Source organism: Sphingobium sp. TKS, from assembly GCF_001563265.1.
Lineage (GTDB): Bacteria > Pseudomonadota > Alphaproteobacteria > Sphingomonadales > Sphingomonadaceae > Sphingobium.
This window is the reverse complement of the sequence record NZ_CP005085.1, coordinates 259,046-276,905: the sequence shown is the minus strand read 5'-3', so window position 1 is coordinate 276,905 and position 17,860 is coordinate 259,046. Positions and strand designations below refer to the sequence as shown.

General features: G+C 61.5%; 15 protein-coding genes, 1 pseudogene and 1 riboswitch. Of the genes and pseudogenes, 10 read left to right on the top strand and 6 right to left on the bottom strand.

Annotated features, from left to right (window positions below; all coding sequences use genetic code 11):
* Nucleotides 1-110 precede the first annotated feature (110 nt).
* The 5 genes from K426_RS26510 (at nt 111) to K426_RS26490 (ending at nt 3,928) form a co-directional block, all read left to right on the top strand.
* A complete protein-coding gene (locus K426_RS26510; RefSeq protein WP_031290546.1) occupies nt 111-1,430 on the top strand; it encodes an SLC13 family permease in 1,320 nt (439 codons plus the stop codon).
* A 268-nt stretch (nt 1,431-1,698) separates the two neighbouring features.
* Entirely contained in the window at nt 1,699-2,451 is a 753-nt protein-coding gene (locus tag K426_RS26505; RefSeq protein WP_031290545.1) for a TorF family putative porin, read from the top strand.
* 301 nt (nt 2,452-2,752) lie between these two features.
* Entirely contained in the window at nt 2,753-3,079 is a 327-nt protein-coding gene (locus tag K426_RS26500) for a helix-turn-helix transcriptional regulator (RefSeq protein WP_021243653.1), read from the top strand.
* A 337-nt stretch (nt 3,080-3,416) separates the two neighbouring features.
* A complete protein-coding gene (locus tag K426_RS26495; RefSeq protein ID WP_021243652.1) occupies nt 3,417-3,662 on the top strand; it encodes a BrnT family toxin in 246 nt (81 codons plus the stop codon).
* Complete coding sequence (locus K426_RS26490) at nt 3,659-3,928, top strand: BrnA antitoxin family protein (RefSeq protein WP_021243651.1); 270 nt, start codon at nt 3,659-3,661, stop codon at nt 3,926-3,928. The genes K426_RS26495 and K426_RS26490 overlap by 4 nt, the downstream gene beginning before the upstream one ends.
* Nucleotides 3,929-4,456: 528 nt before the next feature.
* Here the strand turns inward: K426_RS26490 and K426_RS26485 are convergent.
* Entirely contained in the window at nt 4,457-4,726 is a 270-nt protein-coding gene (locus tag K426_RS26485) for a hypothetical protein (RefSeq protein ID WP_021243650.1), read from the bottom strand.
* 308 nt (nt 4,727-5,034) lie between these two features.
* Nucleotides 5,035-6,561 carry a Do family serine endopeptidase gene (locus K426_RS26480; protein WP_031290542.1) on the bottom strand — a complete coding sequence of 509 codons (1,527 nt, stop codon included), beginning with the start codon at nt 6,559-6,561 and terminating at the stop codon, nt 5,035-5,037.
* A gap of 365 nt (nt 6,562-6,926) precedes the next feature.
* Here K426_RS26480 and K426_RS26475 point away from each other — a divergent pair, with 365 nt between their 5' ends.
* Both K426_RS26475 and K426_RS26470 read left to right on the top strand, forming a co-directional pair.
* Nucleotides 6,927-7,184, top strand: a complete 258-nt coding sequence (locus K426_RS26475; protein WP_066564206.1) for a hypothetical protein — start codon at nt 6,927-6,929, stop codon at nt 7,182-7,184.
* Nucleotides 7,181-7,885, top strand: coding sequence for a hypothetical protein (locus K426_RS26470; RefSeq protein ID WP_021243647.1), 705 nt, complete (start codon nt 7,181-7,183; stop codon nt 7,883-7,885). Before K426_RS26475 ends, K426_RS26470 begins: the two co-directional genes overlap by 4 nt.
* 50 nt (nt 7,886-7,935) lie before the next feature.
* Here K426_RS26470 and K426_RS26465 read toward each other — a convergent pair whose 3' ends face one another.
* The 3 genes from K426_RS26465 to K426_RS26455 all read right to left on the bottom strand — a co-directional run bounded on the left by K426_RS26465 (nt 7,936) and on the right by K426_RS26455 (nt 10,490).
* Nucleotides 7,936-8,418 carry a hypothetical protein gene (locus tag K426_RS26465; protein ID WP_021243646.1) on the bottom strand — a complete coding sequence of 161 codons (483 nt, stop codon included), beginning with the start codon at nt 8,416-8,418 and terminating at the stop codon, nt 7,936-7,938.
* Complete coding sequence (locus K426_RS26460) at nt 8,415-9,152, bottom strand: hypothetical protein (protein ID WP_059140379.1); 738 nt, start codon at nt 9,150-9,152, stop codon at nt 8,415-8,417. The genes K426_RS26465 and K426_RS26460 overlap by 4 nt, the downstream gene beginning before the upstream one ends.
* Before the next feature lie 66 nt (nt 9,153-9,218).
* A complete protein-coding gene (locus K426_RS26455) occupies nt 9,219-10,490 on the bottom strand; it encodes a hypothetical protein (protein ID WP_059140378.1) in 1,272 nt (423 codons plus the stop codon).
* 775 nt (nt 10,491-11,265) lie between these two features.
* On the opposite strand from K426_RS26455, the gene K426_RS26450 reads away from it, so the two are divergent.
* From K426_RS26450 to K426_RS32715, 3 genes and pseudogenes are all read left to right on the top strand, one after another.
* Nucleotides 11,266-12,090: a hypothetical protein gene (locus K426_RS26450; RefSeq protein WP_145907792.1), complete on the top strand. Its 825-nt coding sequence runs from the start codon at nt 11,266-11,268 to the stop codon at nt 12,088-12,090.
* A 208-nt stretch (nt 12,091-12,298) separates the two neighbouring features.
* Nucleotides 12,299-12,369: riboswitch (Fluoride riboswitch) on the top strand.
* Between the two features lie 22 nt (nt 12,370-12,391).
* A pseudogene (locus K426_RS26445) lies at nt 12,392-13,744 on the top strand (voltage-gated chloride channel family protein); the annotation flags it as partial.
* Nucleotides 13,736-14,221, top strand: a complete 486-nt coding sequence (locus K426_RS32715; RefSeq protein ID WP_198147596.1) for a DUF190 domain-containing protein — start codon at nt 13,736-13,738, stop codon at nt 14,219-14,221. The pseudogene K426_RS26445 and the gene K426_RS32715, both read left to right, overlap by 9 nt.
* Before the next feature lie 1,420 nt (nt 14,222-15,641).
* On the opposite strand, the gene K426_RS26435 is transcribed toward K426_RS32715, so the two are convergent.
* Nucleotides 15,642-17,816 (bottom strand): TonB-dependent receptor, encoded by a 2,175-nt coding sequence (locus K426_RS26435; protein ID WP_082749213.1) that lies wholly within the window; start codon nt 17,814-17,816, stop codon nt 15,642-15,644.
* Nucleotides 17,817-17,860 lie beyond the last annotated feature (44 nt).

Genomic DNA, 17,860 nt, shown 5'->3' with positions numbered 1-17,860 from the left:
CGGCCAAGCCTAGCAGATATGATGTTGAAATTGACCCCTCCTTTCAGGAATATTCCTTTCCCGATGCCATTTCGCCTGCCCGAGCCTGCCCTTTATGCTACCGGGTCGCCATGACATTGGAGCAACTCGTCACTCTTCTGGTCCTTGCAGGCGTGGTCATCGCGCTCATCTGGGACAAGGTGCGCGCGGATGTCGTGGCGCTGGCGGGGGCTGCGCTGCTGCTCCTTACAGGCGCCGTGCGGCCAAGCGAGGTGCAGGGCGCCTTCGGCAGTCCGGCAATCATCGCGCTTGCCTCGCTGTTCGTCATAGCCCACGCGATGGAACTTTCCGGCCTGCTCGATCTTCTGATCCGTAAAGCTGTCGCGCTTTGCGGTCGTATCGGGTCGCTTGGGCTATGGCTGCTGATCCTGATGTGCGGCGGGGCGTCGGGTTTCCTCAACAACACGCCCATCGTCGTGCTCGCAGCGCCGGTGGTGCGCGATGTCGCGACATCCTTAAGGCTCGATCCCAAGCGCTTCCTCATGCCGCTTTCCTATGTCGCGGTGCTGGGCGGATGCTGCACGCTGATCGGCACATCGACAAACCTGCTCGTCGATGACATGGCCCGCTCCTCGGGGCAGGCGCCCTTTTCCATTTTCGAAATCACGCCGGTGGGACTGGTGGTCGCCGCGGCCGGAGGGCTTTACCTCTTCCTCTTTTCCGGACGGCTCCTGGCAAAGCCCTTGCCTGGCGCGCTCGATCGGATGGAGGCGGCCTTGCCCCACCATGTGAGCCACCCCGATATCGCGGGCGATGCGATCGGCGATGCAGCCGACTTCGCGAAGCAGAGGCCGCTGGCCCCGGCAAAGGCGCTGACCTCGACCGCGATCTTTGCCGGCGTCATCCTTCTTGCCGCCCTCAATATCACGCCCATCGCCGCTTCCGCCTTTGCCGGCGCGGTGCTGCTCATCCTGCTCAGGGTCATCCGCCCCGAGGAGGCCTATGGCGGGTTGAGGCCGGAAATCCTGATGCTGATCGTCGGCATGGTTGTTATCGGCATCGCGCTCGAGCAGACGGGGCTTGCCTCCTCGGCGACCAACGCGCTGGTCGGGAGGGTAGGGCTCTTCGGTCCGCTCGGCGCCCTCATCCTGCTTTATGGCGCGACGCTGGTTCTGACCGAGCTGCTCTCGAACGCTACCGTCGCGGTGCTGGTCACACCCATCGCCGTTGCTCTTGCCGAAAGCCTCCATGTCAGCCCGCGGCCCTTTCTCGTGGCGGTCATGATGGCGGGGAGCGCCGCTTTTGCAACGCCTTTTGGCTACCAGACCAATGTCCTTGTCTACCAGATGGCGGGGTATAGCTATCTTGACTTCACCAAGGTCGGACTGCCGCTCAATCTTGTCACCTGGTTTGCGGCAGTGGCCGCTATCCACTGGTTTTTCCCGTTCTGAGACAAAGCGCAGCGGGTGGAGCCCGCAGCGTCGCGCTGGCTCGGCTGCGAGATCCCAGGAGGCAACAATCTCATAGGGAGCATGGCGCTCCAGCCAAGCCTGTCCCATGCCGAGGCGATGACAATCTGCGCTTTCTAAAAGTGACAGCGGCTTTCACTTTGGTCAGCACCCTTTGTTATGCCCGGTCCAAGATGATAGCGGCACTCAGCACTTGGGATCGCGCTGCGACGACCGGGCAGCACAGCATCGCATCGAGTAGGAGATTGGCATGAGGTTCACCAACTTTCCGGTCGCGGCGTACGGGATGCGGATCGCGCTGGCCTGTGCATCGATCGCCGGCGCCAGCGCGGGTCCGGCTTACGCACAATATGCTGAGGATGTCTCGGCTTCGATCGAGGTCGCCACAGATGAACGCCGCAGGGGGCTCAGTTGGAGCGACGGCGATCCGGTAGTGCGGGGCTCGATCCTGATACCCGTGGCCGCTGGGCTGAGCCTCGAAGCTACGGCGGTTTCGCTATGGGGCGCCAAACGGCACGGCGGCGCAGATGCCGTGGCTGACCTGGGCGCGGCCTATGTGCGGCAGACCGGCGGTTGGAGACTGAGGGCGCAAGCGCGTTATCATCTGTTCCCCGGCGCTGCCGGTCAGGGCTTTGGCGAGTTGGGCGCTGGTGCCGGATATCTGATCGGACCCGCGAGCGTCGATTTCCATGCCGTTTATGCCCCGCGGCAGTCATCGATCGGAGGCGACAATCTCGCGCTCTCCGTTTCCGCCGCTGTGGGGGTGCCCGGAATCCCGATCACGGTTGCGACCTGGATCGGGCGGTCTTCAGGCGATGCGCGAGATACGGTTGCGGCAGCCCGGCTACGGCCTGATGGTTCCTATTGGGACTATGGTGCGAGCGTCGATTATCTGAAAGGCCGTTGGTCTGCCGGGCTGCGCTACACCGACAGCAGCATCAATGCGCCCGGAAGCTGCCATACCGGGGCGACCCTGATCGGTCGGGTGGGATTGAGCCTCTAGCCATTCCGACCGGTCGCATCGGCTCGCCTGCCCGGAGCGTCGGTGTCGCCGCGACCGATCGCTTTGCGCCGCACCGTGATTGTCGGCAGGCTTCATTTCAGTGAACAGGCGCGGCAACGGTGATGGTCTACCAATCGCGCCATAACCGCCTAGGCCACCCAACAATGCAGATTGGCAGGCGTTCGGCGGATCGCGGGGCGTGCTGATTGCCGTTCGCCGTTGAAGCGAACCTCGGTTCCTTCCAAAAAAAATATGGCCGCCGATTTCACCCCCAGCGGCCCTATCGAAAGCGGCTTTGAGAATGCCGGCTGTCACATCAGAATTCGAAGCGCACGCCGACGTTGACATTGTGGCTGTGGTCGGTTCGCAGTTGCTTGTCATCGTGCATTCTGGCCGCCGCTGGCACAGTTCTGCTCCAACCATCCTGCGCACGGCATTCGGCCTTTCCATCGCCGAAATTGACGTTGCTTTGGCGCTCGCCCGAGGCGAGACCCGCGACGAGATCGCTGCTGCGCGCAGAACTAGCGTCCAAACGGTCAGGGCCCAACTCAAGTCCATCTTTGCCAAGCTGAGCGTAACGCGAGAGATTGAACTGGTCACGATGTTTGGGGAGACGCTCCGATTATGACGGCAAGGGCTGAGCGCGGGGAAGCCAGGACATGCAGCTGAATATGGGCGAAGATACCCTGATCGGGATATGACGCTGAACCGCAGAGTTGATAGGATCGCGCCTGCGACCCGAAGGCTCAGGCCTCTATGGTCAATGAGACTTCTCCTAGCTCGACTGCCCTCGTGACAGTCGGGCTATTTTTTGTGCCAAGAACGGCAGCTTACCGCGCGGCTCACATGCTGGGCTGACAGTCGGCAAACGGCCCCATGCCGCCCCTTGTCCTGCGTGACGCTCCGGCACTTGCCGTAGTAACAATTTGCTTGACGGCATGGCTTTCTGTTACTACAGATAGCATATGATCATCAAGTGGGGCGAACCGAAACGGCAAGCGAACATCGCCAAGCATCGCATCGATTTTGCTGACATCGGAGAAGAGTTTTTCGCTTCCGCACTGATCGGCGACGCCAAGGATGGTCGGTACTTCGCGCTCGGCGAGTGGAACGGTTTCATCGTGGTGATTTTTGTCAGGCTTGGCAGCGAGGGTGTTTCCATCGTTTCAGCCCGGCCCGCCAGTCGCAAGGAAAGGAAGCTGCTGTCATGACTCAAGCCAAGTATACGCAGGCCGATATGGATGCGGTGTCGGACAACCCTGAATTGACGGCAGAGGATATCGCTAAGGCCAAGCCCTTCGCTGAAGCCTTCCCGGATCTCGCTGCTACCATCCGTCGTCGGGGAGTACAGAAAGCCCCCACGAAGGTGAGTACAACCGTTCGGTTGGATCAGGACGTATTGGCCCGGTTGAAGGCCGATGGACCGGGCTGGCAGACCCGCTTGAATGACACGCTCCGAAAAGCGTTGGGAGTATAGCGTGATCCGCATCTCTGAATTGTACGATCGGCGCTAGGGGGCTTCTTGCTGGATAGAAGCGCAACGTCCGTGATTAGGGGTCCGACTTTGCCAAATGGAGACAATCAGAGCATCGTGCGCAAAAGTGGGAACCGGCTTTTGCGCAAAAAACGATGCGGCAACAAAGAACTGGAGCGCGCGACCTGCGTCGGATTTAACGCAGCGCGCTCCAGAGGCCGAACAGCTTGCGTCACTTTTTGCCCTCCGATTGAAATGATCACTCGCGCATCGGATCAGAAACTTCTTGCGCCACGGGCGGCAACCACATGAAATCCTATTGATCGGGTGCCCTGACCGCAGTGTAATCCGGTAAAAAAATCAGACTGAGGGCGCGCCGCATCCTCAATCGTTGCTGCGCAGGTTGGCTGTCGTCGGGAAAGGCCTCTTGGCGCATTCGACGAACAAGCGCCCTTAGTGCCGCTCGGCCGGGCCTCTGGCCAGTTCCGACGCTCGCCAGTATCACAGGATAGTTCCAGCACCGCTCGACCATTATTCGCCTCCGATATGCGGCGGCGCACGATCAGCACCGCTGAACAGCCACAGGAACAAAGCTCCGACAAGGACGCAGATTGCACTCAATCGAGCGAATTCACTTTGGTTCAGGCTGCTGAGGGGAACGATCGGCAGCAATATGACAACGAGGAAGGGCGCCCAGCGGGTATGGTGAAGCCGGACCGCGAGCCAACACAACGAGCCTGCGAGCACAACGCTTCCGACGACCAAGCCTACGGATTCGATGATAATGCTCAGCACGTACATCGACGCCTTCCTCGTTGTAGCGGTATCCTCTACTGAACATATTATATCGCGCTACGATATACTGGTCAACCTGTTTGAAGGGCCTTGTCGACCCGGTACGAATATCCTGGCCTATCTGCCGGCGTTAGTCGTACGCGCGCGATCCTTCTTGAATTCGCCACGCATTCGGCAGCTCGGCATCGGAAACCAGAACTCCGCTCGCCGCCGCCGCCAGCGTTTGTCCGCGTGGGACAATATGTGGTCGCCCGCCTTCCGATCGAGGGTGGGCGACCTTCTTGTACCGAAAAGTTCGCGGCACATGCCGCTCCCTAGCGAAGCCGGACAGGAACATAGCTTGGGCGTTGGCCGCGGCGTTGGACGCGCAGCAGAAGAGCGCCCCTTGAGGCGCGCCTCGCCGCCTCGATCCGGCTTTCAAGATCTCCGGCCGATGTGACCGGCCGATTATTTGCCGACAGCACGACATCGCCTCGCCGCAACCCCTTGGCCGCCGCGTCGGACGAGGAGTCCACGCTGGCGATCACAAGGCCTTGGGTCTTCTCACTCATTCCAAGTTGCCGCGCAATACGGGCCGTCAGCGGCTGGACCGAAAGGCCCAGAGCCTTTAGCACCGCAGCTTCGCTCTGATCCTGGGATGGGCCGCCAGACCTGTCGTCGCTGCGCCCCGGTTCAAAGCTCTGGCCCGCAAGCTGCGACTCCTTGGGCCGCAGGTCCAGTGTGACGTGCACGGTCATCTGCTTGCCGGCGCGGATCAGCGCGATGGGTATGCGTTCCCCGGGGTCCGTGTTTGCAATGAGGTAGGATAAGGATTGTCCCGCAGAGACTTCCTTGCCGTCGACCGTGATGATGACGTCGCCTGGCCGGACGCCCGCTTTGTCGGCGGCGTTGCCAGGTTCCACCGACTGGACGAAAGCGCCTCTCCGGTGCGGGATGCCCAGCGCCTCGGCGAGGTCGTCCGCGACTGGTTGTATGCGCACGCCAAGATAACCCCGGTCGATCGATTGACCGGCCTTGAGCTTCTCGACGATAGGCGCTGCGATTTCAGCGGGAATGGCGAAGCCGATGCCCACGCTGCCGCCATTGGGCGAGTAGATGGCGTTGTTGATGCCGATGACCTGACCCTGCATGTCGAACATCGGTCCCCCTGAATTGCCGCGGTTGATGGCAGCGTCGGTCTGGATATAGCGGTCGTAGGCGGTGCCCATGCCTGTGTGGCGATAGACCGCCGATATAATGCCCGACGTCACCGTTCCGCCAAGGCCAAAAGGGTTGCCGATCGCGATGACCCTGTCGCCCACACGCGCGCTGCGGGAATCGCCGAACTTGACGAACGGCAGAGGCTTGCCGGTATTGATCTTGAGAACGGCGAGATCTGAAGCGGCATCGCGGCCTACCAGCTCGGCGGGATACTCCGCGCCGTCCGGCATCGTGACGGTGATCGACTTCACTTCGGCTTCTTGCCCGCTGGGCGTGATCACATGATTGTTGGTCACGACATAGCCATCGGCCGAAATGATGAAGCCCGAGCCGAGCGATTGCGCTTCGCGCGTTCGTGGCCGAAGGCTGCGGCCACCGAACAAGTCTTCGAACGGCGTTCCGGCAAAGGGGTTGACGACCGGCGTCCGGACGCGCTGGCGGGTCGAGATGTTGACCACCGCGGGCGCGAGCCGTTCGGTCAGATTTGCAAAGCCGGCAGCCGCTTGCGGGCGTTGGGCGCTCGGCGCCAGGGGAACCGCCTCGTTCTGAGCGACCTCGGCTTGCGACGCAGATCCCGCCGCGAGAAAAATTGCGCTTGTTCCGATCAGTGCAGAAGCTGCCAGAGTATAGGTATATCGCACGCTTTCCACCTTCCTTTCTTCAATGGCCGTTTCCAACCCGTGCGCAGGGGGCGATGGCCAGAAAACCACCAGGCAATCGACGCATATGCGTACCTGGTAGCCAATGTCGGCGCGATGAGCGGGGGAAGCTCTTCGTCAAGCGCCAGTTAATGGGGATGGGCTATCGTTGTTCGTGGGCATTTTGCATATCCCAGGAGCAGAGGTGTACCGATACTGGTTCCATCGCAACACCGCGCTTGAAAGTTCGTACCGCTGCGCGACTATGCCAAATCCTGCGAGGACAAAAAAGACCATGAAGCAACTGCGTCCAGTGACCCCCATGTTTATAGGAGCGCGCGATACTATTGAGAAAGGCTGAACGCAGCATGACCGTCGTGCTGCTCAACGGGATTTGGTGCCATGCGACGTACGGCTTTTGCGAAGCCCCGGGACATGGTCTGGTGTCTGCTGCCCACGCGCGCCCCGGCGGCGTTACGGTCATCGGGCACGGCTTTGCGCCAGGCGACATGATGATCGGTCAGTGGCGAAAAGATTTCGCGGTCTCGGCGATCAGTCGGGTGCATCAGCCAGTGGCCGGATACATCGCCGCCAGGGACATCGCCAGGCGATATGGTCAGCGATGAACACCGCCTTTTTCCATTTTGTCGATCGCTGCCAGGGCCAGGCCGATGGGTTTGTTGCGACCTCGCCATTGGCGCGATGGCGATTGGGCGCCGTCCTCATGGCGCAGCATGCGGGGAATTTTGTAACGATCCGCAAATCGCCAGCCGATGGCGGGGCCTATGAATTTGGCGGTCTCCATGCCCTGCCAGGTGGAATGGTTCGGACCGGCGACTGGCCCGGAGAGGAAGAGGCGGCGGCGCCGGCGCTGGTCGAGGCGTCACTGCGAGCGCGTGTGCTCAAGGAAGCGTCGCTCACCTCGGCGGCGATACCTGCCATATCCTTCTGCGGATTGGGTCCGGTCGTTTCGAGCTACTCGGTCAAGGGGCAGGCCCGCTTCACGCTGATAGCGCCCTATGCTTGCCCGCTGGAGGAGCGCGCTTCGCTGCAGGCTGACGATCACTCCGTCGACGAATGCGCCTGGGTATCGTGCGCGGCGATCCCCTGGGACCGGTTCGCGCCTGCAAACCGCGTGATCGTAGCGCATCGGCTCTGGGCGATCCTTGCCGATTGCGAGCGTGAAAGCGCCCGCCCGCATGTCGCGCGCTCCGTTGCGCAATGTACGCGTTGGGCCACTTTGATGGGACTGCCTGCGGTTCCTCGTCCTTGGGATGGGCCCGAGCCGATCGAGGCCTGGCGGAATGCATGGGAGGCCGTTGGCTAGGTTTCGCGGTTCATGATCGGCAAGCCTTTGGTCAATCTGTGCCGGTCTGCCTATCTCACAAGCCTTGGAGGCTCCTTCATGACGGGCAGCGGCGGTAGCTGTAGGCCGCTCTGTTCTGTCAGGATGGAGAAAAGAGCGCGGAAATAAGGGTAGCAGGAGAAGCGGGCTACCCGATCAAGATAGCTTAGCGCGGCCTTCTCGTCGCATTCCGCCGACAGGCGATAGGTCGCGAAATAGCGGGCGCCAAGCGACACAGGATGCCGGCGCCCCTCGACACAGGCAACCTTGAAGGCAAAAATTCCACGTAGCTCGAGCGCATCGCAATCGAGGCTCCAGTCCTCGAGCGAGGCTGAAATCCTGTACGCCCAGTTGCGGCGGCTCTCGCCCATGGCATCGGGTTTGAGGTCGAAGCTCGAACTCATCAGCCGCAAGCGAGACAGGCGAGCATGCGCGACCAGCTTGTTGAAATTCTCGGGGTCGATCTTCTCGCTTTTCTTCGACGTCCTGACCTTCAAAGACTTTTTTTCGGTCATGCTGCGAGATCTTCATCAAAACAGGGCTCGTTCACCGCGAGATCGCTGTCGAACTCGACCCATGATGCGATGCCGGCATCGGGGTTCCGGGCGGTCGCCTCCGTCATGATCCAGCTTCCCGTGTCCAGGGACTGCTCTTGCGCCTTGATGACCGAAGGGGCGTGCTCGGCGCGCGCATGCGACCGGCCCGCAGAACTAAGCTCGAAGGAGACGTTACGTCCTTCCTCGACGCGCGTGATGAGCCCGGCATCGAGCAGGAGCGTGCTCACCCTCGTGAGATTGGCCTGCTCAAGCCCAAGGCGTTCGAGCAGCTCTGCCCGGCCGAGGCGACCATCTGCACTGGTTGCAAGTTCGCCGAGCAGCGCTGTTGCATGCTTGCGGCTCAGCACCTCGGACGCATCGCGCGTCTCGGCGAGGCCGATACGCTCGTACACCAGCTGACCGAGCACCTCGATCCGGATAGCCCAGTCACTCAGAGGACCGCGAAACTGGGCCCCGACGGCGCGGAACAGATTATACCACTCCCGAAGATCATCGCCCGCGATATTGGTGCGCAGCATGCGGCCTGTCCAGGAGCGGAGCGCTGAGAATATGTCGCTGGCAATTGCATCATCGCGGCCGATCTCGAGCACCCGGCGCAACAGCGCACGAGCCTCCCTCGCGTCGAGCTCGCCGGTTTCGAGACTTTCTAAGGCGGGCAGAATGTCCGCGAGGGAGGTGAGCCTGGTAGCCATCTTGGTCTCCAATGATGGATTCGTTTTACAACGTTTCAGCTATTGCGCAACCTTCCTGAAAATGCCCTACGCCTCATAGAGGTTCCACGCCTTCTCGATGCAGGTATCGTTCGTCGACTCCTGGGGGGCGAGGAGAATGAATCCCTGGGGCTCACCCTCCTTGCTGACAAGTCCCTGCTGCACGACAAAGGCGCGCAGCCCGTGCGTGATGCGGTCGGTCTTCGCTCGATTGATATGGCCGTCCATGGTCGTGGTCTTGCCCATCGAGGGCACGAGCAGGAAATCGACGTCCAGGGCCAGCCATGGCGGCGCTTCACTGAGGTTGCAATAATCCTTGCAGATCGCCACCGAGGCGAGGAAACGGTCGCACACCAGAACGATAATCTCGTCGCCGCACTCAATGTCTTCAAAGCGATTGGCGTCATCTGCGAAACGGACGATCTTGGAGTGCTGACCTTTTTCCTCGCCCTGACCTGTCAATATGGGAGCGCTGTTCCTGATCCTGCCATTCACCTTTCGGTGCCATGAGCCTGCAATGATGACATTGGGGACGGCGTCCTGGGCAAGAGACAGGACCGCCAGATGATCGGTCAAGGTTGCAAGCGCCTTGTCGTCGATGGTGAGCTCGGGCCAGACGATCGCATGGGCGCGAGACATGCTTTCCGCCTGGCTCTTGATGCAGCCATCGATGTCCGGATGGTCGACGCGCTGCACGCGGAAGCCGTTTGGGGTTTTCCTGGTCTTTACCTGGAGACCCGGGAAGATGGCGCCGCCTAACGTGACGTTATCCTTGACGCTCGAGAGATCAGCGGCAGCCAGCGCCACGATGCGGACCGGCACCTTTTGCAGGGCGGTCGGGATGATGCGATAATATCTGGTCCCTCGCCGGCCATAGCTGAGCTTGTCGCCAGCCGTACTGCCAAGGTCCCGCCGGCGCCTGGCAGGGATGACGAAGGCATTCCCGGATTTGCATAACCATTCGCGCATGGGATCGGAAGGGATGCGCGCATATCGCGTGTCCATGCCGTGCAGGATATGGTCGAGGCTTCGTATCTGGATTGCAAGGGCAAGGAGGCATTGCCGCGTCTGGACGAGGCCACAGGCCCAGGCCTTCCCACCTCCAAGGATGGCTGCTGCCTGCGTCCTGGTTGCTTCCTCGAGCTCCGCTTCGGGAAATTCGGCGTAGATCGTCCGGATATTCCATGGTGCATCGCGCATCGCTGCGTCGAGCTGCGCGAGGCAATCGCGAACGGTTTCGGGATTGGAGAGGTCGAGGGTTGCCTGTGCCTCTGCGAGCGCGCGGCAGCCACTGCGCCACAATGAATCCGGCCTTTGCATCACGAAACGGTCCAGGAAGAAAGCAGAGAAACTAACGACATGACCAGCCTGAAGGTACCGTTGCGCAGGGAATCGCGGGTAGCGGCTTTTGCGTCGATTGGCTAGGAAGCCCATGGCCGTTTGAGCGCGCCTGTGAACTGCGGCATGGCCGGGAATGACGATCCTGGCGACATTGCCCGGGCATGGCTACCCGGCCCCCCTGGCAGGCGCCCGGATCACCGATCTTGATCGAGAGAAAATCGATGCCCTTCGCGCCAGCTTGGGCAGGCTGGATGATCGCAAGGTTGAAGGATCGTGCAGATTGTCGTGATCGGGGGAGGGGGAAAGGCAGATCACCGAGCCGCTCGAGGCGGGAAGTTCGGGTGATTTCCAACCGATCGGAAGCCATCACGACTGCGAAAATCGCGGAAAGTGAGGGGCAGCTGGTCAAGCCAGAACGGATGCCTTTTGGATCGGGCCGCCAGAGCGCACCAGCATGTCCGAGATGAGGTGAGCAGTTCCGCTCGCGACGCCGACACTGCAGCTTGAAGGCCAGCTGGTCCGTTGCGAGCATTGCCTGGTGGGGGCATTCGCGGACGGTTCTGGAATGCATCCACCTATCCTTTTGCCCCACATCCTAACCCGTTGCGCGCATGTAAGGAGCGTGTCAGATTGGAACCCGGCGGCAAGGCCGCCAAGCGCCAAAGGGCATGAGGGCTGGGGGGGCGACATTCCTGAATTGTCCTGCTCAAAAACGCCGGGAGCGCGCTGAACTGCCATTGCGAAAGGCGAACATATGCGCAGCAAGGTCCTCTTGGCCGTCGGATTGATGCTTCTCGAGGCATGTGGGGGTGACAATTCGAGCGCGACCATGAATGCGTCGGGAGAGGCGTCGATCGCCCCCGAGCCAGAACGGAGTTCTGCAGCGCCGGCCGTTCAGAAAGTGGATCTGGATTGTGACAAGTTCAAACCTCAATCCGCAACTGGTGGGCAGCCTGCAGATGATGTAGCCGGGCTACGGCACGGTATGACGGAGGAGCAGGTTCGAGGTGTGCTGCTGTGCAAGAACGCAAGCTATGCGATCAATGCCAACAAGAATAATGCCTCGCTTCCCGCGGGGGGCCAGATCTCCCAGATCAATCTCAATGCGGATACCGGCATGGACAAGGTGAATGTCTGGCTGCTGGGCCCGGCCGGCGCTGAGCGCGTGGTGCATGTAGACCGCACCATCGAATATTCAGGCGGCAAGGAGCTTCCTGTCGCCAACATCACCAAGGAAGTAGCCGGCAAATACGGCAGTTTCGATGACACCGGATATGGCAGCCAGCGATCGGGGTGGATCGTCCGTGCCCGTAACGGTGAGCGGATGACGAACAGCAATACAAATTATGGGGAATGCCGCAGCCACAACCTTCGTACAGACAAGGTTCTGCCGTGTCTGCATGCGATTTCGTACGAGGTGGTGCCGAACCAGCAAAATCCGGCCCTTGCGTCACGCTTCAACGTCGCCATGACCAGTTTCGCGATGACCAATGAGATGATCACCGCCACGATGGACCACCAGGCGGATGCGGTCAGGCGCGCAGAAGAAAAGGCTGATACGCAGGGCCTGGATCTGTAATCATCGCCGACTTGACTGGAGGCAAATCCGACGCCCCAAATGCGCCCGATCTTCCGTCCTGTCGGGATGGCGGGTCCGACCGCCCCCTTCCGGCAACAGAGGAGGAGAGAGCATCGGCATTGAATACGCAAAAGGCAATTCACCGAGCTAACGGAAGGTGACATTGCCAAGCAAAGCCTGTTGACAGGATGAACCGCCTCATTCATCCGGCATCAACGGCGATGGATTTCCGCCTGGCTTCGGCCGAACCGCCTCGGGGTTGATGATTCCTACCTGCTGCGTTTCGCAACAAGGAGGAATCGTGCGCGCTACATTTGCCAATCTTTTCACGTCACTGAACCTTGAAGGGCATGCGCTGGCGCGGCGGGATCACGCTGCATCAGTGGTGTGCTGGACACTGTTGCTCGTCCTCATGGCGATCGCTGTAGGGACGCTGTGCGCCGCTTTCCTCTGGAGCCTCGAGGCTGCGACCCGCGCGCGTTTCGACCATCCCTGGTTGATCTTCCTGCTACCGATTGGTGGCGCGGGAATCGGCTGGCTCTATCATCGCCTTGGCCGATCGGTGGAAGGCGGCAACAATCTGATCGTCGAGCAGATCCACGAGCCTGGCGGCGGGGTCCCGCTCCGCATGGCGCCACTGGTCTTCCTCGGCACGATCGTCACCCATCTGCTCGGTGGCTCGGCCGGCCGCGAGGGAACCGCGGTACAACTGGGCGGCAGCCTTGCCAGCGCAGTGGCGGGATGGTTTCGCCTCGATCCTTCCAGCATCCGGGTCATCCTCATGGCGGGCGTTGCCGCCGGCTTTGGCGCGGTATTCGGTACGCCGCTCGCTGGGGCTGTGTTCGCGCTGGAGGTGCTTGCGCTCGGGCGGGTCGAATATTCCGCGCTCGTGCCGTGCCTCGTGGCGGCGCTGGTGGGTGACTGGACTTGCCATGCCTGGGGCATTCACCATACGGCTTATGCGGTCGCTGCTTTGGGCCCTACGGAGCCCAGCTTGCTGTTCGAGCCCCTGCTTCTGCTCAAGGCGGCGATGGCGGGGTGCGCTTTCGGCCTTGCCAGTCTGCTGTTCGCCGAGGCCAATCATGCCTTGGGCGGCTGGCTCAAGAGGATCATTCCCTATGGTCCCGTGCGCCCTGCGATCGGCGGGCTTCTCATCATCGCGCTCGTTTATCTGCTGGGCACGCGCGCCTATCTCGGGCTTGGCGTATGGAGCCTGATACCGGGGGATCCGACTATCGCGGGCTTCTTCCAGCCTGGGCGAGATAGCTGGAGCTGTGCGCTCAAGATGCTGTTCACCGTGGTCACGCTCAGCGCCGGATTCAAGGGCGGCGAGGTAACGCCGCTCTTCTTCATCGGCGCGGCACTCGGTCATGCGCTGGCTGCGCCCTTGGGTGTTCCTGTTGATCTGTTTGCGGCGCTGGGTTTCGTCGCCGTGTTTGCAGGCGCCGCCAATACCCCGCTCGCCTGCACGATCATGGGCATCGAATTGTTCGGCGCGGGCGCGGCCTTGCCGATCGCTGTCGCCTGCTTCGTCGCTTATGTCTGTTCGGGCCATAACGGCATCTATCTTTCGCAGCGTGTCGCCGTGCCGAAGCGGTCGCGGACGATGCTGCCCCCGGACCTGACGCTTCGGGAAGCACGCGCGATGCGCCCATCGCCGGACCTCTCGGCCATCTTCCTCCCTCAATCTTCGGAAGGCACGCTCCTGACCCAAACCCATCAACTGACGTCGCGCGAGATCGGCATGATCCGCATCTATCTGAAACCCGCCGACAAGGCACCGCCTGCGCTGTCCAAATCTCGTTGGGGCGCCAAGCCACTCTATCGCGCGCTGGTCACGCAGGCGAAGGCCGACGGCATCATTAATGCTGTCGCCCATCACACCCATTATGGCTTCAGCAATCATGGTCCGGTGCGCGAAAGCGGCGCAGACCTCTCCAATCCCCACCTCACCATGTGCGTGGAACTGATCGGAGCGAAGGATCAGCTTGAACTGTTCTGCAGGACGCACGGCGCGCTGCTCGCCGACAAGGTGATCGTCTACAAGCATCTGGAGCATTGGCATGTGGGGCCGGGCAGCCTCGAACATGAGGATGCCAGCGCTGCGCAACGCGCTGCGGAAGCGCAATAGCTCAAGGCGAAGAAAGGGATCGCGCTGTCGCAGTGGCTCAGCGACCCTGCTGTTCTGGAGAAGGAAGGCTACCATGTCCGATACCGCCCACTCATGGAATTTTTGGACCGGACTTTCTGCCCTCTTCGCGGCGCTGGTGGCGATCTTTTGAAAAAAAGGTCGACGTCGAGGGCATCGATTCAGATCTGGCGCCTCTTTCTAACAATGCTGATCGTCGTCTTTACCGGACTGCCCGGGCATGTCGCCAGCGGCGGCTTTGATGCAACGGTCACGCGCGCTCATGAATGGAGTGAAAGCAGCACGTGCCTCACCGTTGCCGTAGGTGACTGTCGCCTGCAGCCTCGTTCTCGATGGATCGGCTGGCTACAACTTTCGTGCGATCTGTCAAAGATCAGAGGTTCCTCCACATTCAACCCGGGATGATGTCTGCTTCGTATCCGGCAGATTCTTGGTGGCACGTCGGTTCCCGGCGCCTTGCAGATGATGGATGTCCAGATGGCCTTCAATGGCTGCTGCGCGCCGGTGCGTCCGCCTCAGCTAGGTGTTCGCGCATATAGGTGCTAATCTAGCTGTTCCCATCATGAGGATCGGATTGATGCGCGTTCGCTTTCCCGGGATTGCCACCGCCTTCCTCATCAGCATGCCAGCACTTGGCGCCCCTCCGGCTGCAGAGCAGGCATCTGTGTTCAGGTCAGCGGGATTCACCCAGCATGGCCAACAATGGAGGTCGGGCAACTGCGAGCCGCCGGAGCTATCCTATGAGCCCGGATCGATCACCATATTTCGGGACCTGAATGGCGATGGCCGACCAGAAGCGGTGATTACCGAAGGAGGCGGCCTATGCTATGGCAACACAGGCCAGAATTTCTGGCTGCTCTCCAAACAGTCGAACGGCACATGGAAAATCCTGGTCGAGTCTCTAGGCATGCCCGAGTTCCTGCCCGCTCGAGGCGCCAACGGTTATCCGGACGTGCTCGTCGGCGGACCCGGCTTTTGCTTCCCTGTGCTGCGGTGGAACGGCCGAACGTACACGCGTCATCATTTCGAATATGAGGGCAAGCCCTGCCGGCCTCCATCCTGAGTTTGTTCAAGCGGACTGTGCAGGCCAGGAACAAGGATGCACTGCGGCCTCTGGGCAAGGGACAAATCGCGGTCATCAAGCGATCGGACGCCTGCGAAGGGGTTTGAAATCTCGCCATGCAGACAGATTGTGAACCGGCAGTCGCCTGGCTCAACCGCGATTGCCGGGGTGCCAGGGACTTCGAGCAGCCCGCCGCCCCTGCCAAGGGGTAATTCTTGGCAGGGGCACGTACGCGGTCATTCGCCCAGCTGCGAGGGCCTGTCAGCCAACGGCATGGCTTTTGGTCCGACCCTTGGTCCAGCTGCCTGCACGCCTGCTGGCGCCCGGCGCTTTCAAGCATCAAAAGTCGATCGAGGCAGATGCCTTGAAGGTGCGCGGCGCGCCCTGCAGCAGGTCCGGGCGAAAGCTGTCGAAGGCCGACGCCCAGTAACGCTTGTTGGCGACATTATCGACACCAGCACGCAGGGTGAGCGGGCTGCCGCCCATCAGCGTCACATAGCGCACGCCAAGGTCGAACCGCGTCCAGTTGGGCAGGGACAGCGTGTTGGTGAGGTTCGCGGCCTGCTTGCCGGTGTTGACCACCCTGCCCGTCAGGGTGAGCGCGGGCACGAAGGGCACATCCCATTCGACATTGGCGTTGAGCATATATTCGGGAACGCCGGTCGGCTTGTTCCCCTCGTTGACCCCGCCCTGGGTGCGGCGCAGCTTGGCATCGATCACCGAACCGCCGGCGATGATGCGCAGCCCGTCCACCGGCTCCGCGTCGATGCTGAGTTCGATGCCGCGATGGCGCTGTACGCCGAACGGTCCATAGACCAGAAAACCTGGGCGCGTAGCATCAAGCGTGTATATCGCGATGTCCCGGTCGATCTGGAAAAGCGCCAGGCTGGCGTTCACCTTGCCCAGCGACAGCTTGCCGCCGAATTCATATTGGGTGGAGACAAAGGGCGCTAGCACCTCGCCGCCGTTGCTGACGGGCAGGGTGCCGCCGCCGCCATCGGCGGTGGCCGCAGCGGTCGCGCCGGGAACCAGCCCTTCGATCCGGTTGGCGTAAAGCGACACGCCCTGCGCCGGCTTGATGACCAGGCCCAAGACGGGCGTCACGGCATCTTCGTCATACTGCCCTGTCAGACCTCCGGCGGGGATCGCGCCTGTTGCGCTTGCGGCATAGGATTTGCTTTTGATCCTCTGCAGGCGGAGGCCAGCGGTAATCAGCACGCGGTCGTTCCAAAACCCGATGGTGTCGGATGCAAACAGGCTGCCCAGCTTCTGGCGGGTGATGGGAAAGGGATCATTGATGTCGCCGCCGACAAAAGTGCCGACATCGGGACGCGGGACAGTGACCGGATCAAAGATATTGGTCGTGACCGGCGACGCCGCGTAAAATTGGAACGCGTTGCGGTTGACCAGCCAGTTGATCGAGCCTCCGAAATTGATCTCGTGAGTCCACAGGTCCGAGGCCAGCCTGGCGCGCAGGCCTGCCGTCGCCGCTTCGTTATTGTCGGTGCGGGGGATATAGGATCCCTGCGCCGTCGCCGCGCCCGTCACGGCGTCGGTCAGCCGGATCGTCTGGTAGAAGCCGCGCTCTGATCCGTCGCGCGCGCCGAACGCCGCATAGATCATGGCGTTGTCGGCGATGTCATATTCCGCGCGAAACTGACCGAAAATGTCGCGCAGGGTGGTGTTCTGCCAGGGCTGACCATAATTGGTCGTGGCGCCGGGAACGGCGGGAATGACATTGCCGATGACAAGCTTGGGGCGCTGATGCGCTACCTTCACGCGCTGATAGACGATGTCGAGGGCAAGGCGCAGCGGGCCGCTCTTATAATCGAACGCGCCGCCCAGCACATAGGAGCTGCGGAATTCGTCGTCGATCGCCACATCGCCCCGGCGCGCCGTGCCGTTGATCCGCACGCCCCATTCGCCGTTCGCGCCGAACCGGCGGCTGACGTCGAACGCGCCGCCAACATGCCCGGGCCCTGTGTAATTGACGGTCAGGCGATTGAGGTCGCGCTCCCCTGCGCGCTTGGGCATCAGGTTGACGCTGCCGCCGACCCCGCTGCCGCCCGGCGCCGCGCCGTTGATGAAGGCGCTGGCGCCGTTCAGCACCTGAACAGACTGGGCAAGTTCAGGCGCGACCAGTTGGCGCGGCGCGATGCCATAGAGGCCACCAAAGCCGACATCGTCGCCGCTGAGCGCAAAACCGCGAATGACAAACAGTTCGCCGGCAATGCCGAAACCCAGGGTCGTGCGAACCGACGGATCGTTTTCCAGCACCTGGCCGAGCGTCTGCGGCTGCTGGTTGAGGATCAGCGCCTCATTATAGGTCTTGATGTTGAAGGGCGTGTCTTGCGCCGCTTTCTCGCCGAATATCCCGACGCTGCCGCCACGCAGCACGGCGGTCTGGTTCAGCTTCTGCGCGGTGACGATGATGCTATCGTCCTGGGCAAAGGCGGGCACGGCGAAGGCGGCAAGCGAAGCGCCCATCATCAGGCGTGTGAAATGGGATGTCACAGGATAGTCCCCCGGTTGGAAATAGGATCGAAAAAGGATTATTG